Origin of the sequence: Glaciimonas sp. Gout2 (assembly GCF_035018905.1) — a bacterium.
Classification (GTDB): Bacteria; Pseudomonadota; Gammaproteobacteria; order Burkholderiales; family Burkholderiaceae_D; genus Glaciimonas.
This window is the reverse complement of the sequence record NZ_JASJXA010000031.1, coordinates 34,530-57,057: the sequence shown is the minus strand read 5'-3', so window position 1 is coordinate 57,057 and position 22,528 is coordinate 34,530. Positions and strand designations below refer to the sequence as shown.

25 protein-coding genes and 1 pseudogene are annotated in these 22,528 nt (G+C 48.8%); 8 read left to right on the top strand and 18 right to left on the bottom strand.

What is annotated here, in order from left to right; genetic code table 11:
* Positions 1-205 (top strand): hypothetical protein (locus tag QN379_RS17970; RefSeq protein WP_323507222.1); only part of this gene is annotated, 205 nt, incomplete at its 5' end.
* Positions 206-640: 435 nt separating this feature from the next.
* Here the strand turns inward: QN379_RS17970 and QN379_RS17965 are convergent.
* The 5 genes from QN379_RS17965 to pilV all read right to left on the bottom strand — a co-directional run bounded on the left by QN379_RS17965 (position 641) and on the right by pilV (position 6,115).
* Positions 641-1,714: a replication initiator protein A gene (locus QN379_RS17965; protein WP_323507221.1), complete on the bottom strand. Its 1,074-nt coding sequence runs from the start codon at positions 1,712-1,714 to the stop codon at positions 641-643.
* Between the two features lie 3 nt (positions 1,715-1,717).
* On the bottom strand, positions 1,718-2,041 hold the full coding sequence (locus QN379_RS17960) for a helix-turn-helix domain-containing protein (protein WP_323507220.1): 324 nt from the start codon (positions 2,039-2,041) through the stop codon (positions 1,718-1,720).
* 974 nt (positions 2,042-3,015) lie between these two features.
* Positions 3,016-4,944, bottom strand: coding sequence for a pilus assembly protein (locus tag QN379_RS17955; protein WP_323507219.1), 1,929 nt, complete (start codon positions 4,942-4,944; stop codon positions 3,016-3,018).
* A 44-nt stretch (positions 4,945-4,988) separates the two neighbouring features.
* Complete coding sequence (locus QN379_RS17950; protein WP_323507218.1) at positions 4,989-5,543, bottom strand: pilus assembly PilX family protein; 555 nt, start codon at positions 5,541-5,543, stop codon at positions 4,989-4,991.
* A gap of 17 nt (positions 5,544-5,560) precedes the next feature.
* Positions 5,561-6,115 carry a type IV pilus modification protein PilV gene (pilV, locus tag QN379_RS17945; RefSeq protein ID WP_323507224.1) on the bottom strand — a complete coding sequence of 185 codons (555 nt, stop codon included), beginning with the start codon at positions 6,113-6,115 and terminating at the stop codon, positions 5,561-5,563.
* Between the two features lie 511 nt (positions 6,116-6,626).
* Here pilV and QN379_RS17940 point away from each other — a divergent pair.
* From QN379_RS17940 to QN379_RS17915, 6 genes are all read left to right on the top strand, one after another.
* The gene (locus QN379_RS17940) at positions 6,627-7,313 is read left to right on the top strand and encodes a CsgG/HfaB family protein (RefSeq protein ID WP_323507217.1); all 687 of its coding nucleotides are present in this window, start codon (positions 6,627-6,629) and stop codon (positions 7,311-7,313) included.
* A gap of 15 nt (positions 7,314-7,328) precedes the next feature.
* Positions 7,329-7,691, top strand: a complete 363-nt coding sequence (locus QN379_RS17935; protein ID WP_322234425.1) for a DUF4810 domain-containing protein — start codon at positions 7,329-7,331, stop codon at positions 7,689-7,691.
* A 10-nt stretch (positions 7,692-7,701) separates the two neighbouring features.
* Positions 7,702-8,364: a DUF799 domain-containing protein gene (locus QN379_RS17930; protein WP_416186793.1), complete on the top strand. Its 663-nt coding sequence runs from the start codon at positions 7,702-7,704 to the stop codon at positions 8,362-8,364.
* Between the two features lie 244 nt (positions 8,365-8,608).
* Complete coding sequence (locus QN379_RS17925) at positions 8,609-8,974, top strand: hypothetical protein (protein WP_323507216.1); 366 nt, start codon at positions 8,609-8,611, stop codon at positions 8,972-8,974.
* A 199-nt stretch (positions 8,975-9,173) separates the two neighbouring features.
* Positions 9,174-9,371, top strand: a complete 198-nt coding sequence (locus QN379_RS17920) for a YqaE/Pmp3 family membrane protein (RefSeq protein ID WP_323507215.1) — start codon at positions 9,174-9,176, stop codon at positions 9,369-9,371.
* Complete coding sequence (locus QN379_RS17915; RefSeq protein ID WP_323507214.1) at positions 9,372-10,040, top strand: hypothetical protein; 669 nt, start codon at positions 9,372-9,374, stop codon at positions 10,038-10,040.
* A gap of 163 nt (positions 10,041-10,203) precedes the next feature.
* Here QN379_RS17915 and QN379_RS17910 read toward each other — a convergent pair whose 3' ends face one another.
* Together QN379_RS17910 and QN379_RS17905 are read right to left on the bottom strand one after the other, a co-directional pair.
* Complete coding sequence (locus tag QN379_RS17910) at positions 10,204-10,416, bottom strand: hypothetical protein (protein ID WP_323507213.1); 213 nt, start codon at positions 10,414-10,416, stop codon at positions 10,204-10,206.
* A 9-nt stretch (positions 10,417-10,425) separates the two neighbouring features.
* Entirely contained in the window at positions 10,426-10,758 is a 333-nt protein-coding gene (locus QN379_RS17905) for a hypothetical protein (protein ID WP_323507212.1), read from the bottom strand.
* Positions 10,759-11,082: 324 nt separating this feature from the next.
* Between QN379_RS17905 and QN379_RS23725 the strand changes: the two genes are divergently transcribed.
* Positions 11,083-11,241, top strand: coding sequence for a SymE family type I addiction module toxin (locus QN379_RS23725; RefSeq protein WP_369124720.1), 159 nt, complete (start codon positions 11,083-11,085; stop codon positions 11,239-11,241).
* 109 nt (positions 11,242-11,350) lie between these two features.
* Here the strand turns inward: QN379_RS23725 and QN379_RS17900 are convergent, their stop codons facing one another.
* From QN379_RS17900 to QN379_RS17850, 11 genes and pseudogenes are all read right to left on the bottom strand, one after another.
* On the bottom strand, positions 11,351-11,635 hold the full coding sequence (locus QN379_RS17900; RefSeq protein ID WP_323507211.1) for a hypothetical protein: 285 nt from the start codon (positions 11,633-11,635) through the stop codon (positions 11,351-11,353).
* Between the two features lie 72 nt (positions 11,636-11,707).
* Positions 11,708-12,385 (bottom strand): hypothetical protein, encoded by a 678-nt coding sequence (locus tag QN379_RS17895; protein ID WP_323507210.1) that lies wholly within the window; start codon positions 12,383-12,385, stop codon positions 11,708-11,710.
* Positions 12,386-12,401: 16 nt separating this feature from the next.
* Positions 12,402-12,746: a DUF2489 domain-containing protein gene (locus QN379_RS17890; protein WP_323507209.1), complete on the bottom strand. Its 345-nt coding sequence runs from the start codon at positions 12,744-12,746 to the stop codon at positions 12,402-12,404.
* An 8-nt stretch (positions 12,747-12,754) separates the two neighbouring features.
* A complete protein-coding gene (locus QN379_RS17885; RefSeq protein ID WP_323507208.1) occupies positions 12,755-12,985 on the bottom strand; it encodes a hypothetical protein in 231 nt (76 codons plus the stop codon).
* Positions 12,973-13,416, bottom strand: coding sequence for a hypothetical protein (locus QN379_RS17880; RefSeq protein ID WP_323507207.1), 444 nt, complete (start codon positions 13,414-13,416; stop codon positions 12,973-12,975). The genes QN379_RS17885 and QN379_RS17880 overlap by 13 nt, the downstream gene beginning before the upstream one ends.
* A 115-nt stretch (positions 13,417-13,531) precedes the next feature.
* On the bottom strand, positions 13,532-13,801 hold the full coding sequence (locus QN379_RS17875) for a hypothetical protein (protein WP_323507206.1): 270 nt from the start codon (positions 13,799-13,801) through the stop codon (positions 13,532-13,534).
* The gene (locus QN379_RS17870; protein WP_323507205.1) at positions 13,798-14,820 is read right to left on the bottom strand and encodes a hypothetical protein; all 1,023 of its coding nucleotides are present in this window, start codon (positions 14,818-14,820) and stop codon (positions 13,798-13,800) included. The genes QN379_RS17875 and QN379_RS17870 overlap by 4 nt, the downstream gene beginning before the upstream one ends.
* On the bottom strand, positions 14,711-14,977 hold the full coding sequence (locus tag QN379_RS17865; RefSeq protein WP_323507204.1) for a hypothetical protein: 267 nt from the start codon (positions 14,975-14,977) through the stop codon (positions 14,711-14,713). The genes QN379_RS17870 and QN379_RS17865 overlap by 110 nt, the downstream gene beginning before the upstream one ends.
* A gap of 2 nt (positions 14,978-14,979) precedes the next feature.
* Positions 14,980-15,450: a hypothetical protein gene (locus QN379_RS17860; RefSeq protein ID WP_323507203.1), complete on the bottom strand. Its 471-nt coding sequence runs from the start codon at positions 15,448-15,450 to the stop codon at positions 14,980-14,982.
* Between the two features lie 68 nt (positions 15,451-15,518).
* A complete protein-coding gene (locus QN379_RS17855; RefSeq protein WP_323507202.1) occupies positions 15,519-16,466 on the bottom strand; it encodes a hemagglutinin repeat-containing protein in 948 nt (315 codons plus the stop codon).
* A gap of 1 nt (position 16,467) precedes the next feature.
* A pseudogene (locus QN379_RS17850) lies at positions 16,468-22,524 on the bottom strand (filamentous hemagglutinin N-terminal domain-containing protein); the annotation flags it as partial.
* Between the last annotated feature and the right edge of the window lie 4 nt (positions 22,525-22,528).

Genomic DNA, 22,528 nt, shown 5'->3' with positions numbered 1-22,528 from the left:
CGGTAGCGATCCAGCCACCGTCTATGGCACGGCATTTGACCCGTGCCAGCCAGGGCATGGGGCTGACCGCTGCGATGCTCGAGTGCCAAAGGCACGGCATTTGATACGTGGTGAAGCCACTACGCCGCTGCCTGTAACGATCCAGTCACCGCCTGTGGCACGGTATTTGACCCATGAAAGGCCAAATCAGTTGACCCGCGAGTAGGGGACATACAGTGCCAAAGCTACTCCAGTGAATGGTTATATAAGATAACCTAGTTAACAAGATTTTTTTGGCTGTGAACAAGTTTCTTAAGTCATTGATTTATATAATTTTTTATTTTTGAGTCGTGTGTAATACCCCGAACTCTCAATGTGTAATACCCCGAAGTTGTGTGTGTGATACCCCGAGGCAGCGTGTGTAATACCCCGAACGATTGTGTGTGAAACCCCGAACATAAAGAATGACTAATAAACAACGACAGTGGACGCTAGCTGTCGTAGTTTTTTTGGTAACTTATTTGCAGCGATCCATCGTTTTCTGTCTTCAAACGCGATTGCCTTCGTCGATGAGGACGAGCAAGCTTCGCCCTGCAGCTGGAAAAAGTGTCTGTGTTAATCCTAGAAAAATGCATTTGGATGTGTGTGTGACGCACCGGAATTAGTCAGAAATATTACGCCTTTGGCTAATTGCGCAGTGGGTGGTGTGCTCTGACTTCCCTTCCTTTGCGTAGGCTAGCGCGATCTTTTTGGCGCTTTTCGGGTAGAAGCGCACCATGTTCTCGCCTTTCTCCGACCTACGCGTGGCCATTCGGTAATCGGGGATGTTATCGTCATCAATGATAGCGTTCAGCATGCGCCTGAATTCTCGGATGTTCGCCTTGCTGCCGGTCTTCGCCCGCAAGTTGTCTTCCTTGATAAACCACTCTGATTGCTCGCCGACGTGCTTGCGTGCTATCTCGTACAGGCGCTTCTCAAGTGGTTTGCGCAGCATGAAGTAGTGTGGCGTGATGGTCAGTATCTTTTTCCGCTCTAAGGCACGGTACAGCCATTCGGATAGCGTTATCTCGATTGACTTCGTCCGCTTAATACCATTGATGTCCATCTCGATGACGTGGTCGGTAGGTTCGATCAGCCGGAAGCTGGTGCGCCAGTCAATGTTTCCCATTTCGATATTGGTTTTCAATCGGGTACCGGATAGTCTGTCGATGGTACTCTTTACGCTCGCGTACGACTTTCCAGCGGTGTCGCGCCCGGTTGCGATCAGAAAGTCGTGTAATGTAAACCGTATGCACCTGCTCGGCATTTTTGCGCTGCAGCGAGCCGCGTCGTTCATTGCGGCCACCACCTGTGAGGTCAAGTAAATCAGAAGGTCTTTGTCGTGGATGGTGGCCCGACCGATGGAGGAAGGCGTCACTTCCAGCCATTTCTTCTTGTCCGGACTAATCCAGCTCCATGTGTCCATATCCGGTTTGGTGGACAATGAGAATAACGGTGCCTCCATCGTGGCCGTATCATCCTTGAGTGTGTAGCCGAGTAGGTTGGCGACGAAAGGGGCCAACTGGTGCATATTAGCTTTGTGTTGCTCTTCTTCATGGACATCGTTGCTCGCTTGGACATTCCCGGCGATTGCATTGACACGCTGTATGAGTCGCCCGGCCCAAGGGGAGCGAGCGACCTCTTGAGTGTCTTGACGTGACGCGGTTGGCGAAGATAGGGTGAGCTGGGATGGCATTTATCAGCTCCCTGCAATCTGGGAATTCTGCTGCGCCTGCCGCTTGGCAAGTTGCTGAATCTTTGTCGGGCGGCCGGGTTTTGGACGCTTGTTTGATGGATGGCTTGCATCGGCAAGGCACATCTGGTCGATGTAGGCTGCGATGTCTTGCAACCGAAATAGACGCCGCTTACCAATTTTAAATGAAGCGATCGGATAGTCACCGGCACTCAATCGATTGCGGATTGTTTGCTCGTGCTCGCCTGTGATTTCACTGACGTCAGGAACCGACAGGGTAGGTGAGTATCTTGTGGACAGATACTCAAGAGAAGTTACAAAATTAAACAAGACACACTCCCAGGCGTAAGCCGGCAACCTGCTGAAGCAGGTTGCCATTACGCGAGGAATGTGTCGCTATTGTCTAAACTGAGATTCTTTTCAGTCGACGCAAGAATAATGATGTTCTAAGGTGTGTAAACCACAATGTTCTATCGGGTGTCAGAACAACTCAAGGGCTTCTCGCTTCCTCCCCTTTGTTTTACACACCATGCCAAGCGCTACCTTGGCGCTGATCATATTACTATTGCCTTGCCCGTATCACATCCTTTTTAGGCGGCGCAACCGTCACCGTTAGCGTTTGCAAGCCGCGATGGCACTCGTGACGGAGACTTTGATTACTACCATCGCTGATTAGGTTGCAATCCGACTTTCCCAGCAAAGAACTACCTTTGCCTAAAACTCACCCCTCGGCTGTTCTAGAGTCGGAATGGCGATTATACCGGGGAGTACTTGTTCGCCGTCAAGCGCTTAGCAAAGAAAATTTCTTGTCCAAAATTTGTCCATATGGTCAGCCCATTTTTTCGGTAAAAGCCAATATAATACTGTGTACTTATGCATACTGAAATTATGGTAAGTCATTGTTTTATTTAGGGAAGTTAACAAATAACCCTTTGGATTCAATGACTTTTTACGGATTAGATGAGCCTCCGAAGCCAAGGGTCGCTGGTTCGATTCCAGCCAGCCGCACCAATGAAAAGTATAAATATCAAAGAGTTACGCGCTTGGTGCCCGTGGCTCTTTTTTGTTTTCTACGGCCGACATCGCTTCGTGTAACCGCTGCGTAACCCCTCTCGATAAATACGAATGCAATGGCTTGATATCTATACAGCGTTTAATTTAATTAACGAAATTTTAAGTGCAGTATTTTATGCAAGACCGTTTCTCATCACGAATTTCGGAATGCCAAGTCGGGCAAATTAAGGCAACATAACGGGATGAACCGGGAATCTAAGGTGGACTGACGTGGCATCCCTATTCACCGCCTAAAAAGGTACAGCAAGCTGATGCCAGGTTCTTAAAGGTATCCTCGGCGTCACTGCCAGAGGAACAATTTTCACCCTGCCATCCATAGCCTGAATAACTAAACCGCGCTTGCCATTAGGTTGGGTTACGATTACCGGCGACGATATTGAAGCTGGCACGCGAATCGACATCTGATGCGGTGGCAAGGTTGGAAATGGCGCTTTTGACGGCGTGCTACCGGTCGTGAAATCTATTAACATAAGCTCTGAAGAAGGCGCATTATCCAAACCGGTATGGACGCCGGGTGTCATTGTCATAATAACCAACATGCCATTCAGTATTTGTAATTTTCCAACCACGCGCTCACCCCGATCCGGGAGTTCAACATACCATCCGCGCTGATTACGCCAGTTAATAGCATTTTTGCTGATCGTCCGACCGCCCTCAATACGGGAGAGCGTTTGTTGCTGCAACTGATAGGCGCCATCAATGGTCGTCACGCCATCAGGCTTCTCCCATAAGGCATAAACTGCCTGAACCTGGGTATCCGCAGGATCGCTTATCTCGAATAACTTCCCGGTCCCAAACATAATCATGCGTCCACCATTGGGATGACGTGCCATCACCGGCTGTTGAACAATCGGCTGAGGCTTTCCCTGGCGATCATGCGCGACATACAATGGCCGACGTTGATAACCGACAGTCCACGCATGCGGATCGGTGCTTTCCAAATCGAATTTCCACACATTGCCGCGTAAATCACCGGCATAGGCGGCGATAACTTCTCTGTGAGCGTTAAAGAGCAGGGCTGGCGTTGACAACCCGTTTGGTGCGGTTTTCCCCCCGTGTTCGGTATGAATTTTTTTTATCAGCGAGCCATCGGCGACATTCACCAGATAGAGCGTCGCTTTATTATTTTTGCTGTCGTAGCCGTTTCCGTATAAAGCCGCCCACTGCCCGTTACGTAACCGCACGACTGCGGCCTCACCAAACACATGCCCCATATCGTTATCGATCACACCGCCGCGCAATGTATCTGATCGCTCCCACATCACGCTCTTAGCACTCAAAGCATCGGGCGAGCTAACGTCGAGCGCAAAAACGCTTTTAGCACCCGCGCCAGTTGAGCCAAGGACGATTGTTTTCCACATCGGAGTTGATGCGCTTCCTCGTTGTAGATAAGCGTCGCCTTCCGTCAACTTGCCATCGACAAAATAGTGATGTTTGTGTTTATAATTTGGATCGCTGAGTAAGTGCAAATGTGGAAACACTGCATGGGGAATATACGCAAATCGCTCCGCACCGGTTGTGGCCTCGAATGCGTGCAACATACCGTCATTTGCACCGACATACAACATCGCCGTGCGCGCACTTTTTGCCCTTTCGTAATCCTGATAGATGCTTCCGCCGCCGTGAATATCCGCCAAAGCCGTATAACCCAAATGCGTGTTCTTAACATAAATCGGCAGCGAATTAACGATATCGCCTAACCTGCTTTTACGACTCCTGAAATGACCGATCTGATGCGACGCTTCTAAGGCTGGATCGCCCCGCACATAGGCCAACATTTCGATCGATCCTATCGTCGTTTTTTGTTGTTCCGTTAATCCGGACCATTGAAAGTCAGTAGCGCTGTTAGTCTCTGGATTCCAAGTCGCGATATTGCGCACTTTCCAGCCAGGAATGTGTTTCTCTGCATCCCATAAAGGTGCTCCAACGCTACCATCGGCATTGGCGTGATAGGCTTTTAACTGACCACTCCAATCATCGGCAGTAAAACTTGCGCGATACACAATCGATGCGTTATCGAGCAATGGATTGTTATAAATCAGACCAGAAGATCCTCCGGAAGTAAAAAATGGTAGCTGAGATATACGACCGAAAGCAGGAGTAAAAATCGTGAGTCCGATCAATACAATCCCTGCTCTATAGATTATTTTTCTCAACATATTTTTCCGCTCATGGCATTCTCCAGGTTCCAAATCTATAGTGATCACAGTCGTAAATAACTTTGCAACAATACCGTCACATTAGTGGTGACGCCGACACCACGTGCAGTAATGCGATAAGCCGTTAGGGGATCGGCAGGATTCAAGCCAAATTCGTAGTCACCGGTAAGCGCCATTTTTTCAATCATGCAACGGGGCGGCTTGACGAGGCCAACACTACTAACAATATGAGACGGAAGGCCGATAGAAATTACGTCACTACGCCAGTTTTCCGACAACTCCCAATGGTTTTTCCCTTGACTAATGCCGTCGGCAATAGGACCTTGCGGTAACTGAGGTGGAAACACCGCATGCGATATCGACAGTTCTTGGGCTAATTTTTCGCAATAGCGGAGCACTTGTTCCGCGGCTTCAAAAGCAAGTTGCTGACTCCGCAAATTTCCAGCCATTTTCTCTTCCAGAGTGACGTTACGAATTGCAGCAACACCAATAATCGTCATCACCAAAAGAAAAATCAGCGTTACCGGTAGTGCAATACCACGTGACTGGATGATCAGTTTTTTTATCCTCCAGATTACCGGCACGTTTGCTTTCATCATCAATGCACTATTCACTTTCACGGAACGAATATCGTCGTAAAACAGCGCACATCTTGATCGGTTGCAGCATTCAATGCAGCGGTTCGGCATTGTGTTTTATTGAGCACGCTTTCGCTGTCATTTGCCTCGCTTTCCGTACGGTTGCCTGGCTCTCTGAAATACACGCTAACGGCGAAACCCTTGGCCACGGAACCAGATATTTCACCCCAACCGCCAGCCATAGCATTCGCAAGCGCCGTGCGCCATTCGTAAATATCAAGAGCCGCAATTTCCGCATGCGTACAAGAAGAGGAAATAGCGCAGCCAGGCGCTTGCGGCACATCGCCGTTAGCGGGTGGATAGTTTTGTAAAGCCGGACTGTAATAACCTGCACGCGCACCCTGGATATTGGCGCGCACACGCTCAGCGAGATTGTGGCTATACGTGGCGGCTATCGCACGGTAATGGGCAACTTTTTGATATCGCAGCGCGGCCATTTGTAAGCCAGCCAGACCCAGTAAAGAGAAGGCGGTAATCACGATAGCGATCAACACTTCAATAAGACCAGCGCCACCCGGATGATGTAATTTCACTGCGGCCAACAACTAGCCAAAGCCTTTCCGCTCAATGCTCCCACGCAGCATATGAGCGGCTTGGCAACACCCAAAGTCTGACAAAAAAACATCAACCCAGCGCAAATAACCATTATTTAATCTCATAGAATCAATGGCTGGAAATTATAGTCATCACGGACTGACTCAACAATAGGGAAAATACCTAAATCGTGCGAGTGATGGCGGTATATATACTCACTTTGGATACACAATACAGCCTTGTAAACTGAAACCAAAGTGAAAAGCATTATTAGACTCTCTCAAAAAATTAATTTGCACTAAAGGTAACGCATCGAACCATTTTTCGGGCGAACTTTCTCTCATCAACTTTGTGGTCTCGCATATGACAGGTTTATGCGCTAAACCATCCAGGCGCTAACAATTTATCGCCGACATTTATGCGATATCCACAACGTATTATTTTGAAAATATAACCTCTTTTTTTACACGAATTAATAGCTTCACTCATTCCTTATCTGGAGATCGATGCATGAAAAAAATTAAAATATTTCCACTGATTTTTACCGTTTTATTACTGTCCGTTTTAGGAGGATGTGCTACCGAAAGTTCGACGGCTGTTCCTGTTCAACAGGTAGAAAGTGCTGGCAAACCGTATGTTGGTCAGCGCACCCAAATTGCGGTCGGAAAATTTGATAACCGTTCTAGTTATATGCGCGGCATTTTTTCTGATGGTGTTGATCGTCTTGGTGGTCAGGCAAAGACCATTTTGATCACGCATCTTCAGCAAACTAACCGATTTAATGTCCTTGATCGCGATAATCTGCAAGAAATTCAGCAGGAAGCAGCGATCAAAAAACAAGCTCAACACCTCAAAGGAGCAGATTTTGTCATTACTGGCGATGTCACCGAATTTGGGCGGAAAGAAGTCGGCGACCAACAGCTTTTTGGCATTCTTGGACGTGGAAAGATTCAAACAGCTTATGCCAAGGTCAATCTGAATATTGTCAACATTAAGACCTCCGAAGTCGTATTTTCTACGCAAGGGGCGGGAGAATACAATCTTTCCAACCGTGAAATCATCGGCTTTGGCGGCACTGCTAGCTACGACTCAACGTTAAACGGAAAAGTACTCGATTTAGCGATGCGCGAAGCCATCAATAAACTCGTCTCAGCCATCGATTCTGGCACATGGCAACCGACATTAAAAAATAACTAGAGCCTGATTAAAAACATGAAAAAATTATTTAGTAAACGATCAGTTTTGCCGATTGTGTTCTTGGGCTGCGTCTTGCTAAGTGGATGCAATACCGCACCAAAGACGCTTTATCAGTGGGAAGGCTACCAGCCCCAAGTATACGAGCACTTTAAAGGCGAACAGGGCGCAGAACAACAAATCAGCATTCTAGAACAAGATCTGCAGAAAATTCGCGCGACAGACGGCATGACTCCACCCGGCTATCACGCGCATCTGGGTATGTTGTATGCAGAGATCGGAAAAAACGATCAGATGGCGCAGGAATTTGAGACAGAAAAAACACTGTTTCCTGAGTCTGCAACCTACATAGATTTTCTATTAAAAAATTCAAAAAAATAAGGAAATACCTATGTTAAAAAAGATCCGAAATGGATTTGTATGTTTGTCGGTAATGCTTTTGGCTACCGGGTGTGTTGCACCCGTCAAGCAAATTGATCTGACTGCATTCAAGCAAAGTCGTCCCAAAACAATTTTGGTATTGCCACCTCTGAATGACTCGCCGGATGTAAAAGCGACATACAGCATGCTGTCGCAATTAACTTATCCGTTAAGTGAGGCTGGTTACTACGTACTGCCCGTGGCTTTGGTAGATGAAACGCTTAAGCAAAATGGCCTGACAAGCGCCAGAGATATGCATGATATTGCACCTGCCAAGCTCCAAAAAATCTTTGGTGCAGATGCGGCCTTGTATGTAAATGTAAAAAAGTACGGCGCAATTTATACCGTGCTTAACAGTGCTGTGGTCGTAACGGCCGAAGCGAGGCTAGTCGACTTAAGAACTGGGGATGTCTTATGGAATGGTTCAGCGACGGCATCAAGTAATGAAGAAGGTAACAACGCCAGTGGTGGATTGATCGGTATGTTAGTGACTGCAGCTATCACGCAGATTGCCAATAACATTACAGATAAAGGTTTCTCGGTGGCTGGTGTCACCAGTCAACGATTGCTCTCCACCAACAAGCCTAATGGTTTATTGTATGGTCCGCACTCACCTAAATACGGAACTGATTGATCTAACGAAAAAAGGGGCATGCCCGGCTGACCCGCCCACCCATGCGCAAAGCTGGACACCTTTTCTTTTAATTGTAGCCCTCGCAGCAGCCTTTGTTACGGACAATTCGATGCCAGAGGGAAGGTATAAAAATCACCGTGTTGAGGGCGAGCTAATTTATGTAACTTTACTGAACAACTAAATCTATGCGTTTCGCGTCAGGCCTATTTTAGGCACTAACAATCACACCAGCTACAAAGGTTTTATGAAACAGACTTTCATTCACCGTACCTTAGCCAGTGCACTTGTCGCTATATCTGCATTGACCTCTGGCTGCGCATCATTAGCCGTAAGTAACGACTCTCTCGAGCAAAACACGGCCTCATCCTTGGGCCTACCAAAAAGTGCCTTCACGATTTCTGATCGTGTGGACAATGGCGTGAAGTCAACGTATACCGTAAAAACCAACTCCGGTAAGCAATACAGTTGTTATGTGACCGGCACGTTTTCTATCCTTGGCCCTGTTGTGTCCGATGCCATTTGTAATGGAATAAGAAAACCCGTCAAGCAAACTACTGGAACTAGCGACAGGTCATGCAATGCGCTGCTGAAGGCCGCAGGAAAATGCTAATTAATGGAACCTCAATCAAGGCACATATCCCAGACCATATCGACATGACGATCCTCGATGATGAATACGTGATGCGCGCTAGCTAGAAGGGAAATCATCATGTACAAAGACAAATCCAAACCTCGCTGACCAAAAATTGAACATGAAATCATATTCTTAACCACCTTCCATTAACATTTACACTTGAAAGACTCTGCAAATGCGTTTGATTATTTCCCTGCTTCTCCCCTGGCTAACCTTCTTCACAATAGGTCGCCCTTTTGCTGGCGTTATTTGTCTGATTCTGCAACTGACTCTTATCGGCTGGATTCCAGCAACGATTTGGGCAGTGTATGCATTGAGTCAATATAAGACCGACAAGAAAATCGAAAAAGCTCTTAGTCAAAGGGCTGGATAAATGAAAAACCGCGTAATTATTACTACTGTTTTTGGGGCTCTGGTGTTGGCTGGTTGCGGCAGCAAGCAGGATGTAAATGAGAAAAATTTTAGCATGGCAATTAGCCAATACCTCGACAAGAAAGGTGAGCTTTGCTTGCAACTCAACAAATGGCCTATCGATGTAACAGAGATGGATTTGCGCTTACAAAAGACTATGCCGACTGGAACGGCGGGCCGGATGGAAGCTCTGGCGGCAATTGGCTTAGCGTCAGGAGTAGATACAGAGGTCGATCAAATAGATATGTTCGACAACAAGCCAACCGGACATAAATTCAAAGTAAAACGTTACTCTTTGACCGATGCAGGCAAGAAGTTTTACCGCGAAAAAGAAGTCAATCAGATTGGTCTTGGTGGCGCGAAAAAATTTATGCAGGGCGATGTTTGTTATGGCAAAAAGGCACTCGATAAGATCGTAAAATGGGAAGGTCCAATGAAGTTTGGCGACTACCAAGAAGCGAACGTGGAATACCTATACAAGATTGAAAATCTGGCTGATTGGACTAAAAAACCAGAGTTTCAAATTGCCTTCCCTTACATAGCTCAAATTGTCAATGGTGCGGGCAAACAAGAACTGCAAGGCGGCGTTAAGTTAACTAGCCTTGGATGGGAGTCCAAAGGGCTGGACTGATGGAACATAAATGAACACGACTAGCAGGCCCATTCTGAGAAAAAAAGAAAATCAGTGGCCCACAGCCTACGAGCTTATTTAAAATCTTTTTGCCAATATAGAAGTAAATGTGTATTTTGGGTCTATGCGAAAAAAATACCCAAGTGATATGCATATAAACGATTCATTTTTTATCTCCTTGCATATTTTTTACTTCTTGTTGGCCCCTATCAACAAAGGCTTGCCATCCGCCACTCAGCTCAATTAGCGATACAATTCTGACCGCGGTAGCGGATCCAATTCCACAAACACGTTGCAAATATCGCTGGACAACGAAAGTTAATATTTCTTTGCTACCCGCCTTTTTAAGCTGCCCATCAAGTAAACCAGAAGTCAATGAAGACGCTTATCCAATTAGACCGGCAACAGCCCCAGCTGCCCCAACCGGATTGACTATCACCACCATAGTCGCTCCATTCCCGATATCACTGAGTATCTTCTGATCCAGCGCTTTTACATAAGCCACCGTCCCGGGATCAGACATATCCAGATTTTGCCCACCGCAACCAGCCGACGCAGTCGGACCAGGAAAATATTTCGGCGCATGCATTTTGCCATCGACCGATATTTGTTGCGCATAGCGGCCTTCGTCATCCAGCGGCAAGTTGGTTGCCGGATCGCGCTTAATCTTATTGGCGCCCGCTATTTCCGGTTGTCTGATCGGCGCTTTAATAATCACACCGGCAATTTCTTTATCGACGTAACCGCTGTTGATATAAGGTGAGTTTTTTTAGTCGTTCGTCGCATAGAACAGAAACTGTCCATTACCGATAGACAGGCTGGGATTAGTGGCGGCATATTCCGACTGCAAAGTATGTAAGAACGCTTCTGCCTGTGCTGAGTAAGGCACGTCGTAACCGAGATTATAATCAATTAGATTTTGTGCCGTGTTTGCCAGCGATGATAACGCACCCTGAATTTGCTCTGGCGTAGGGTCATCTGTCTTGTACTTTTCTTTCGCAAAACGACGTGCGTTTTGTTTAAGGAGTTCAGCTTCTTTCGGATGAAGGGCGCGATTATTCGCGAGCAGTTACCAGTGTTTCACAGCACGAAAGGCAGGATACGTCTGCAAGGCAGCTGGCTCACAGCAGCAGGGTTCGTGCCACGTACTCACGTCAAAGTCAGAGTCATGAACGGATGTTTGATTATCACCAGCGAATAAGCAGCACATAAGCACGCGCTTTTTAGCTGCTAAAAAAGACGAAATCCCAACAACATCTGGTTACGGCTAGATGATGATGGGGATTTTTGTGTTTATAAACACCTAAATACTACGAGCTATTTTTATCTTGATCAGCTTCATTTTTTTTATTCTCATCTTCCTTGTAGCTATCTTTGACTTTTTTATATGCGTTGTCGAACGGCTTTAAGCCAAGCATTTTTGCTCTACTCGAATAACCACCTAGCGCAGCCAATACTAATCCGAACGTCATTAAAAAAACTGAATCGATATACTTTAAACTGATATAAACGACGCTGGCTCCTAACATTATAAAAACTGTTCTTAACCATGGAGCAAAATTGCCGTCCTTAATAAACATCTTCACAGTATTCATTTATTGCTCTTCTTTAATGAGTTAGCCCGATCGTAACCTTTAATGGCCTCACCTACCCCATTTATTGTCGGGCTAAGTAATTGATTTTTTTTCAGAGATATAATAATTTATTAAATCTATGGTGCCGTCAACGCCAATATTTTTAGCATTTAGTCGTAATATTTGCTCCAATCCACCAGCTCCGAAACCTACTAATGTTGCAAACAATGCGGCATCTTCAGCAGCAAGAGTATGAGGTCCTGGTATAGCTCCGGCCATCGCTGCTGCAGAGCCAATCCATCCTGCTTGCGTAGCAAAGAATCCCGCAACATCTGCCATCTGATCTCTAGTCAGCAGCGGAGGATCTACCCTCACCACCGAACATTGTGTTCCGACACAATTTGCCTTTGCAAATGGATTAAATATCCCCGACGAATTGTTCATGTTAAACGCCATATTTTCTGTCGGAGACCACCCATAATTACCACCAGAATTTTGTGCAATGTATGTCATCAAATCCGGAGAAATATTCGAAGGAATCTGCTGTACTAATTGTTGCTTACCATCTTTCCACACGACCGACCATTTCGCACCATCATCGTAGACCGTCGCCGTATCGCCATTCACATCGACAATTGCGCCTGCATCGACGCCTTCTCCCAACGCCTTGTTGTTTGCCGCCCGCATGGCATCTTCAACTTGCTCGACAGTGTATTTTCCATCGCTGTTCGCCGCCAGTCGCTTGGCAAGCGTTTTCTCATCAGGATGCAACTGCCGATTATTCGCATCACAATTTAAAACGATTAATTAAATTTTTGCATGCTTGAGGAGCAAAAGATTTTGCCCACTCTTCAGCACTTAGATATTCGGGCTCTAAGTACTTCAGAGATTCCGATGACCAAAGAGAGTGCTGACTCTTGAGTGGCAAGTGATCTGTTTCAGACATAATCACTAGAAATGCATCAAAATCCGGATCTCTGTCGACCACGCCACCGACTTTTTCTCTTAATGTAAGCACTTCTATGGCACCTTCAAAAAAGGATAAATCACCATCAAGCATAGCTTCCGCCAAGGTAACCAAATTTTGTCGCGCTATTTCCTCAATTTCATTTGATGCTTTTCGATTTTTCATATGATTGGTTATTTCAAACGGATTGATTTTGGCTCAACAACTTGCCCAGTTACTGCGTTACGATACGCATGAATTTCAAACTTAATACCATCGGAACTAACGTAGCCCTGACTACTTATTTTGCTCCAATCACTTGAATTTCCACCATATTCGGAGGCTAAACGAGGGGCATCCCGCAAAGTTGTACTAGCCCCATTTCCGGCAATTGATAATCCTTTTCCAGAAGTCAATTCAAACAATTGTTGCTGGTTTGCCAGTTGTTTTTTAAGCCCAATCCAGTACCAGCATTCGCAGCACCGTCAGAAAGAACTGGGCTAGGTTTAGCCACTCCTACAGCAGAAATCGCAGCGCCCGCAATTCCTAACGCCACGTCACGGAAATAATCTTCCGACGTTACTCCAGCGCCCAGATTCTGGTATGCCTGACCAGTATTGCCGTTTGCAGAATGCATCCCTGCAGAAGCGAAGCCTAACGCATATTGCGGTGACAATTGCATCATCGCTTGTAGACCGAATGACGCATTTTGGTGAGCAGCAAACTCCAGCGGTTCCATGATCATAGTGGGCTGATTGCTGTTGCGGTCAAGCAGTGTGTAACTCACTACATTGTCATCAGCATCGTAATTGGCAACCACTTTACTCTCTGGAATCGCAGGATCATCAGATGGCATGCTGGAGCGTACTCCGGTCATTTTGTCGATGGTTTTACATTCCGCAGAACCACTACCTTTACAGCTGTCTTTCACACGAAGGAAATTTGACATGTGCATTTGACGGTTGTTAGTTTTAGAAAAAGACCATATAGAAAAAAAATCCTAAAACCATGATCAAGTAGGCAATTCGAGGAATTTGGTTTTCACCTTGGTTATATCCAAATGGAGCTGGCAAGTCGCTATTTTTTAATACTGCACAGGAAACCCAGACCACCCAAGTAACGCAAGCAATAAAAAAAATAAATTGGTCATATTGCTGACTTTTAAAAATATAAAATCCCGTCACTAAACCACTAATTGCTATTACAACTAATAGTATTTTTAATGCATATAAACGATTCATTTTTTATCTCCTTGCATATTTTTGACTTCTTGTTGGCCCCTATCAACAAAGGCTTGCCATCCGCCACTCAGCTCAATTAGCGATACAATTCTGACCGCAGTAGCGGATCCAATTCCATAAACACGTTGCAAATATCGCTGGACAACGAAAGTTAATATTTCTTTGCTACCCGCCTTTTTAAGCTGCCCATCAAGTAAACCAGAAGTCAATGAAGACGCTTGTCCAATTAGACCGGCAACAGCCCCAGCTGCCCCAACCGGATTTGCTATCACCACTATAGTCGCTCCATTCCCGATATCACTGAGTATCTTCTGATCCAGCGCTTTTACATAAGCCACCGTCCCGGGATCAGACATATCCAGATTTTGCCCACCACAACCAACCGAAGCAGTAGGACAAGGAAAATATTTGGGCGCATGCATTTTGCCATCGACCGATATTTGTTGCGCATAGCGGCCTTCGTCATCCAGCGGTAAGTTGGTTGCCGGATCGCGCTTAATCTTGTTCGCGCCCGCTATTTCCGGTTGTCTGATCGGCGCTTTAATAATCACTCCAGCAATTTCTTTATCCACGTAACCGCTGTTGATATAAGGTGAGTTTTTTTGGTCGTTTGTCGCATAGAACAGAAACTGTCCGTTACCGATAGACAGGCTGGGATTAGTGGCGGCATATTCCGACTGCAAAGTATGTAAGAACGCTTCTGCCTGTGCTGAGTAAGGCACGTCGTAACCGAGATTATAATCAATTAGATTTTGTGCCGTGTTTGCCAGCGATGATAACGCACCCTGGATTTGCTCTGGCGTAGGGTCATCTGTCTTGTACTTTTCTTTCGCAAAACGACGTGCGTTTTGTTTAAGGAGTTCAGCTTCTTTCGGATGAAGGGCGCGGTTGTTGGCTGAAAAAAATAGATTATTTTTTATCCTCTTTTTCGTAACTATCTTTCGCTTTTTTATAGCTATTATCGAAAGGTTTAATTTTGAGAATATCTGCTTTAGCTGCGTATCCTCCCAAGCCTCCAATTATTGTGCCTATAGAAACACAAATAATTTCTAATGCGTATGACATTAATATAAAAGCAGGAAGAAGTAATAGTGAAATACCAATGATTCCAAAAATAAATTGGTAACGTCCTCGCAGATTTCCATTTTTCACAAATAGAGAAATTATTTTTTTCATGATCAGCTTTTACCATTCAATTTATCGCGCCAATTAATTACTTCTTGAGTGTTCTTAATTTTTTCAATAATTTCATTCGTAATAGGCGACGCAATTGGTGCAGTCTTTCCTAAAAGATCGCCAAAAATTGATGTAGACATGTCAATAGTGCTTTGTCCAAAATCAGGTCTCAATGCCTGTTCAAACGCCGCCGCCCCAAATCCAGCAATGGTCGCCGTCCACGCCATCCCAAACTGAATGGCCGCTACACCCTGTGCTGCCGCATTCGGTTGCGATGCCAGATAAGTCCCATAGGCTGTTGCCGCTGCTGCAAATCGGCCCGCCTGTGTAGATATATCGCTGGCTAAATCTGCGCCTTGATTGCGTTGTGCATCCCGCTCCGCCTGCGTTCTCGGAGGTGCAATTCCCGCAGCACAGTCGGCGGCAGCTGCGCCGCAATGTGCGGTAGGAATTGGCAGTATATTTCTCGTCACTGGCGCTGTGTATTCACTATTGCCAGCATACGTGATCAAACTCGGTACAACATTATTATTGGTATTGCCTACAATATAGGCACGTAATGCCGCATCGTCCGGTGCAATTTGTTGCGTAAAGATGGGTTCTCCCTCTGCGGTTGTTCCAATCTGATCTGGCCGCCGCTGACGAGTTTGTAGGCGTCGTACCCCGATTTGAGTGCCAGCGCGCCTTTTAATCGATCATTGTCGGTATGTTGCGCTTCGGTGACTTGATCGCCGATGCGGGTGATGGCACCACCGATGTTGCCGGTTAAACTGCTGCCCAGCGTGACGCTGTGAGTTTCTGCATGGGTTTTACTGGCGGTGGCGTTGTGCACGGCTTGCAGATCAACGGCGTTACCGGCGAGGGTGATATTGTTCTTAGCCAGCAATTCGGCCCCTTGGGTGACGACGTTGCCTTGCCCTGTTCCCTTGTAGTGATTGTCTAATCCTGCTTGTAGATTGAGGTTGCCACCGTTGGCAGAAATTAAACTGGTGCTCTGGGTGGTGGCGTTTCCCGAGCCGGTTTGGACGGCGCTGGTGTTGCTGAAATTGGTAAAACGCCCATTGAGTCCACCCTGAATGCCGAAGCTGGTGCCGCTGTTGTGGCTGTCTGTGGCCGAGGTGTCGGTGTTGGCAGCGGCGAGGACATTGACGTTGCGTCCGGCGTAAATGCCGACATCCTGATCGGCGGTGATCGCACTGGCGGCGATGGTGGTGTCGCGGCCGCTGACCATGTTGACGTTGGCACCGCTGATGCTGCTACCAATCTGCTGGGTGCTGGTCCCGTTTTGTTGTTGATCCTGGGCGCTGTTGCCATAGCTGACGCCTTCGAGGAGATTGGCCGAGAAGCCGGATTTCTTTTCTGCGATAGCGTAGCGCGTTTGACTGGTTTCTTGCGCCGTGACAATGTTCAGGTCCCGCCCGGCATTGAGCGTGACGTCGTGTTGCGCAATGATCTGGCTGCCTTGGAGCGTGGCGTGGCGTGGCGTCACGCCCCGCAACGATGGCGATGCTGTCACCGGTCACACTGCTGCCAACGACTTGGGTAGTACGCTGTTGATCTTGCATGTGCGAACTGCTGGAGGACATGAAGCCGCTGCTGGTGGTATAGATTTCCTGATCCTTGGTTCTGGTTTGTGCGGCGGCGACGATGTTGACATCGCGTCCTGCTGCGGCAGTCAATGCCGCGTCAGCGTGCAGGGTGGACGCCTGGGCGTTGATATCTTGTCCCGCGGCAAGGGTGAGGTTGCCGCCAGCGTTTATCTGTGTGCCGTGGACTTGGGTCTGACTTTCGTTGAGATGGTTTTGGTCACCATACGTGACATTCGACGTGGCTTGCGTGGTGACGGTGCTCAGATTGATATCCCGACCCGCAATCATGGCGGCGTCGCCAGTGGTGGTGATCGCCGTAACTTTTAAGTTGATATCGCGCCCACTTTGAATACTGAGTTGATCAGCGCTGACGCTGGCAACTTTGCTGATGCCGACGTTGACACCATTTTTGCTGCTGGCGCTGGAGGTGATGCTTTCCATGGACACATCGCGACCCGCCAGGATGCCGACGCGGTTGCCAGCAATGCTGCCGCCGTTGTTGATGAGGTCGTTGTCGGCGACCAACATGGTCGTGCCGGTCTTGGCATCGCTGCGTAGCGTGCCGGTGTTGTGAATGTCGGTGGCGTGAATCAGGGTATTGTTCGACGCCTGCAACGTGCCGCCGTTATCGAGCGTGCCGTTGATGCTGAGGTCGATATTGCGACCACCCATCACGGCGCCGGTAGGACTGACATCGTTGGCGTCCACGCGTGCCAGATACACCACGGGAACCAGGACGCTTTGCGTGCTGCCATCGGGCAATGCCACATTTTGCGAGACAAGCCAGACGATATCGGTGGTGAGCGCGGCCATTTGGGCCGCGGTTAAGGCAATACCCGGCGTCAATTGGAATTGCTCGGCACTGGCGACGCCGCTGTCCATCAAGGCTTGGTATTGTTCTTCGTTGGTGGCGAAGGTTCCCAAAAAGCGTTTGCCTGTGAGCTCCGCGATTTGATCATTGATCAACTTTTGTTCATAGAAGCCATCACCCAGCCGTTTTTGGGTGGTCATCGGATCGATACCGAGACGTCCTAGCAGGTAATCGCTGGAGATGAAGTTTTTGTAATTGGTGAACTTGGGATCGGTTTCAACCAGGAAGGGCGAGTGGGGGTTTTGGACGATAGGGAACAGTTGGTTATTGCCGATGCTGATATTCGGTAGGGGCACGCCTGGTTTGCCGACTGTTTGGGGCGTGCCGGATGTGCCGGTGTTGCCGCCCGCAGCACCATCGGCTGCGCCTACCGTTTGACCGTCACCGACTAAGTCATGCCCGCCTTGATTGCCACCGATGGTGCTGTTGTCCCCTGCGGGCACCGTGTTGTTGTCGACGCCAGTGCCAACGGCGCCATTGTCGCCCTGGTTTGGCTTGGTTAAATCCAGTACCGTCCAGACCGGTAACGTAAACTGCTGTGAAGGTAAATTGACATCGTAGGCCTCGCCGTTGTTATCGTAGATGTAATGATTCTGATGCGGGTGTCCGTCTACCCAGTGATAGTAATTGTGACCGGCGGTCATCTGGTTGGTGGTCGTGATTTCGCCGGGCGCGCCGAGGTTGGTGATGTTGCCGACCTGACCGCCTAACGTGCCGCCAGCAATGATGGTGCTTTTGTCATTGGTGACATCGCCCGATAAGGTCATGTGGCGACCGGCGGTGATGTTACCGGGATCGCTGGACGTGACGGTGGTTTTTTGAACAATCTGGGTATAGTCCTGTTTGTAGAACTTTTCAAATCGGTTGCCGTCCGGCAATACCAAGACGATGCCGCCATCGCCACTGTCGCTCCACGTGATCTGATCGGCGTTGTACCAGATGTCGGAACCGTAAGCGCGGTATTGCGTGACACGCCTGGTCTGTGCGGGATCGATCACCAGATGAGTGGTGAAATGGTTGTTCTGGTTGGTGAGCGTGGCTGTTTGGAACGTTAAGTCATTTCCTGCATCGATAGTGGCGGAAGCATTGATGATTGATGCTGCATTCCCTATTGCTTTGTTCTCCACATCCAACGCGCCACCCAGCACCATATTATTCAAGCTTTGGAGGGTGGCGTGTTCGCGGTTGAGGATGGTGTGCGCGCCAATCGTGAGATCGTTGCGTGCAGCGATGACACCGGCTTGATAAGTCGACCCATCGCTATTTAAGATGCCATCATTGGTCATCGTTTGCGCACCGATGGCGACGTCATCACCATAGATACGACCGAGGTTATAGACCGCGTTACTCGCTCTTATGACGGTATTGCCATTGCCCGCATTGATCAATGCACCGTACTGGTTGGTGACGTTGGCGGCTGACAAACCGAGATGACGCACGGCTTCGAGATTGCCTGCGTTAGTAAGTGTGCCGGTGGTGGAGACATGCAGATCACGATTGGCCGTGAACGTATTGCCGACAGTATTGGTGTAATCCCCTTGCAGATTGATGGTCGCATCCTGACCGGCGATTACTTTGCCCTCTCCGATGATGGTGTTGGCGTTGATGGTGGTATTGTTGTCGCTGCCGATATTGCCCGCTGCATTGGTCACGTTGCCGCTGGTGGAGAGCGCAATGTTGCCACCATCACCAGCGGTGTTACCGATTTGCCCATTGGTATTATCCAGGCTGGCGAGCGTCAAGGCGATATCGCCACCCGCACTGACTTTACCGGCGTTGTTGTTGAAGGTTGCATTGGCGTGATTAGCCTTGAGATGGCGTGCTGCATACAGACTGCCTTGCGCATTGTTGATACTGTTGGCAATGGCGAGTGTTAGATCATTAGCTGAGATGACGTGACCTTGCGTATTGGTCAGGTAATTTGCGGCAAGTGTCACATTACCGTTTCCGCCGATGGTCCCGGCATCGTTGGCAATGTTGCCAGCGCTGTTGATGGTGGTTGCCCCCGAACCGCTGTTGGCGATACGTCCGGCAGAATTATCTATGCTTGCACCAGAAAGAGTGAGTGTTGCACCCGCACCGTTCGCTTCAATGCGACCATTCTGATTGAGGATTGCCTGTCCGGCATGGGCAACAAGTGCATTGTCGCTTTGAATGACACCAGCATTGTTGTTCAGCACATTATCCGCGTTCAATAACAAGTCATCTTTGGTGTAGATCGTGCCGTCAGCATTGCCGATATCCGCTGCATGAATAGCGGCGCTACCGGCACTACCGATGAAGCCGCCGACGCCATCGGCAGCGCTGTTATTCAAACCTTGTTGCAGGGCTATAGTTAATGCCGAAGTACCGAGATTTTGAATGGTCCCGCCCGCATTATTGAGGCTGTTGGCATGCACCGTGAACCCATTCTTCATGGCTTCGGCTTTGCCGCTGACGTTGTTGAATTGTGCGAACGCCTGTAACGCAAGACTGTCTCCACCGAGATAACCGCTGTTGGAATTATCGATATCGCCGTTGCGCGCGGTAATCGTGGTTGCCCCTGCACCGAATACACTGCCTCCGGCATTATGGACGCTACCGGCATGCACCTGCGTCGCACCATTGGAACCGATGGTGCCGCCCGCATTTTGTAAAGCACTCTCGCCAACGTCAATGGTGAGTGCGCCCTGTCCGGCTAAAGATATAGTGCCACCGTTGTTGTTCAACTGCCGTGGCGTGAGAGTCAGATCGGTGCTGTTGGTTTGTATCACACCACCGTTGGCATTATCGAGTGTGTCGGTGACGTCGATAATGCTGGCGTCTTTGCCAAACTGGGCGATATGACCGCCTTGATTCGAGAGATTGGTGGCGTGAAGCGTGAGCTGATCGGCGTTGATTTTACCGTTGTTATTATTGAGTTGCGCGATGGTCGCATTGATCTTCGCCGCGTCCAATGTACCTTGTGCATTATTGAGCAATGCTGCTTGTAGCGCTAACGTATTGGCGGCCGCTAACCGTCCACCATCGTTATTGAGTTGATTGCCGATGTGCGCTGAGAGGTTGTTTCCAGCGGTGATACTGCCACTATTGATCGCATTTGCAGCGGTAAGCGCGACATCGCCATTGCCGCCGATGACGCCACCTTGTGCGCCATCGGCTGTCGTGCCCGCGATATTGCGCAATACGCCGCTTGCGTCCAAAGATAGTCCGCTGGCGTCGAGCGAGGTGATGCGGCCAGCGGTGTTGTCGATAGTGGCGGCGCTGGCTGTTAAGGCGTTGGCCGCTTGTAGGGTGCCTTGCGTATTGCGCAGGTCACCTGAAAGCTTGAGCATTGCATCACGATTGGCGATCAGCGATCCGCGAGAATTGTTCAAGCTAGTGCCAGTAAGCAGTAACGCGCCATTGGTGGCGATGCGGCCATTGACGTTGCTAATTGCGCCAGAGTTAATGGTTAATGCACCGCCGCCAGCTTGGGTAACAACACCGGCATCGTTCATAAAACTAGCTGATTGCAGATTGCTATTATTGGCATTAGTGGCGATGACGCCAGAAGTGTTATTCGTTATGCCGCTGGTAATGATGTTGGTATCGCTTGTACCGGACTGCGTGACACTCCCAGAAATATTGGAGAACGCACCGGAAGTGCTGTTAAACGAAGAAGTGTTAATGACGCCATGGTCATTGACTACCGTGCCAGTCGCCTGCAATACCGTGCCGCCTGCCGCCTGAATATTTCCGCCAGCATGGAGGATATCACCATTCGTTGCCGTCAATGTCGTCGCACCATTCGCGCTGGTGTGTGCGCCAGTGAGGTTCACACTAGCGCCCGTCATCGTGACATTATTGCCAGCAGTATTCTGACCTGTCGCGGTTAATTGCCCGTTGGCATTCAGTACCAGATTTCCGGCTTGCGTAGCCTGTCCGTTCGCATCGATACCGGCAGCTAAAATGCCGGTCGAGTTGATGCTGTTAGCTACAACACTGAGGTCGGATTGCGATGCCATTGTGCCGCTGTTGACGACTTGCCCCGTGCTGTTGATGCTGGCGCGCTGTGCGTAAAGAGTGCCGGTGTTGTCGATATCGTCGTTGCTGCGTATCGTCATCTGGCCACCAGCATGGGTTTTACCGTTGAGCGATACTTTGCCAGCCGAATCCAATACGAAGTCGCCGGAAGAAGCCATGTCGCCATACGTTCTTACGCCGACGCCCGCTTCCGTACCCACCAATTTAATCTTTTGCGCATATAAGCCACCAAGCGCAGAGGAATCGATGGCGACGGTCGGTTGCTCGCCGTCACCTTGTATGACCTCAATACCCGTCATATCAGGCGTGACACTATTGGCACCGGTGACGAACCCCAGATTCCGGGCTTGTAATTGCGCATTGAACGCCACTGAGCGTGAAATCAGCGAGAGGCTGTCGTTTTGTAGGGCGTTAATACCGTCACCATCGACTGCGATCTGGCCGCGTGTGACGCGATAAGCGGCCAGGCTGCCGTCACCGCCGAACTGCGCCACACCGGTCGTGAGGGTGACATTGCCACCGTTGATTACGCCGAAGCCATTCACGGATAAACCGTTCGGATTGGCGATAATGACGTCGGCGCGTTGACCGGCGACCTCAATGTAGCCATTGAGATGACTCGGCGCTACACCCATCGTTTCATTCAAAATAACGTTGGCACTCGTGTTGATCTGGGCGTTACCCTGAATGTATCCTGAGAGTGTGGTATTGACCGATGTCGGACTATTGTTCAATATCACGCCGTTGCGATCAACGTTAAAATCGGTGTAGCGATTGTGGCTCAGACCGGACCCATTCGGCTGCACAATCTGCACGACCGGTACGCCATTGCCAGCGCGATCGATGATGGGCGCAGGGCCACCATTCTTATAGGCAATCATTTGTGCGTGCACCGTCGTCACCTGCCCAAAGGCCGCCGCCACCAACACGCTCAAAAGTGCAAAACGCATCAGCGGGAAGGAGTCATTTACCGGTGTATTGCCACCGGTTGCGCCTTTACCGCGGTTACGCGTGTTCTCGGCCACGGCTATGAACGTGCCGGAGGCGTGGCTAAACAGGGTGCGATAGGCGTTTTTATTCATGGGA

Bases quoted from the DNA above. Each gene is read 5' to 3' on its own strand.
- QN379_RS17965 (WP_323507221.1), bottom strand. From the start codon at position 1,714: ATGCCATCCCAGCTCACCCTATCTTCGCCAACCGCGTCACGTCAAGAC.
- QN379_RS17955 (WP_323507219.1), bottom strand. From the start codon at position 4,944: ATGTTGAGAAAAATAATCTATAGAGCAGGGATTGTATTGATCGGACTC.
- QN379_RS17950 (WP_323507218.1), bottom strand. From the start codon at position 5,543: ATGATGAAAGCAAACGTGCCGGTAATCTGGAGGATAAAAAAACTGATC.
- QN379_RS17940 (WP_323507217.1), top strand. From the start codon at position 6,627: ATGAAAAAAATTAAAATATTTCCACTGATTTTTACCGTTTTATTACTG.
- QN379_RS17935 (WP_322234425.1), top strand. From the start codon at position 7,329: ATGAAAAAATTATTTAGTAAACGATCAGTTTTGCCGATTGTGTTCTTG.
- QN379_RS17930 (WP_416186793.1), top strand. From the start codon at position 7,702: ATGTTAAAAAAGATCCGAAATGGATTTGTATGTTTGTCGGTAATGCTT.
- QN379_RS17925 (WP_323507216.1), top strand. From the start codon at position 8,609: ATGAAACAGACTTTCATTCACCGTACCTTAGCCAGTGCACTTGTCGCT.
- QN379_RS17920 (WP_323507215.1), top strand. From the start codon at position 9,174: ATGCGTTTGATTATTTCCCTGCTTCTCCCCTGGCTAACCTTCTTCACA.
- QN379_RS17915 (WP_323507214.1), top strand. From the start codon at position 9,372: ATGAAAAACCGCGTAATTATTACTACTGTTTTTGGGGCTCTGGTGTTG.
- QN379_RS23725 (WP_369124720.1), top strand. From the start codon at position 11,083: ATGAAGGGCGCGATTATTCGCGAGCAGTTACCAGTGTTTCACAGCACG.
- QN379_RS17900 (WP_323507211.1), bottom strand. From the start codon at position 11,635: ATGAATACTGTGAAGATGTTTATTAAGGACGGCAATTTTGCTCCATGG.
- QN379_RS17890 (WP_323507209.1), bottom strand. From the start codon at position 12,746: ATGAAAAATCGAAAAGCATCAAATGAAATTGAGGAAATAGCGCGACAA.
- QN379_RS17880 (WP_323507207.1), bottom strand. From the start codon at position 13,416: ATGCCATCTGATGATCCTGCGATTCCAGAGAGTAAAGTGGTTGCCAAT.
- QN379_RS17875 (WP_323507206.1), bottom strand. From the start codon at position 13,801: ATGAATCGTTTATATGCATTAAAAATACTATTAGTTGTAATAGCAATT.
- QN379_RS17865 (WP_323507204.1), bottom strand. From the start codon at position 14,977: ATGAAAAAAATAATTTCTCTATTTGTGAAAAATGGAAATCTGCGAGGA.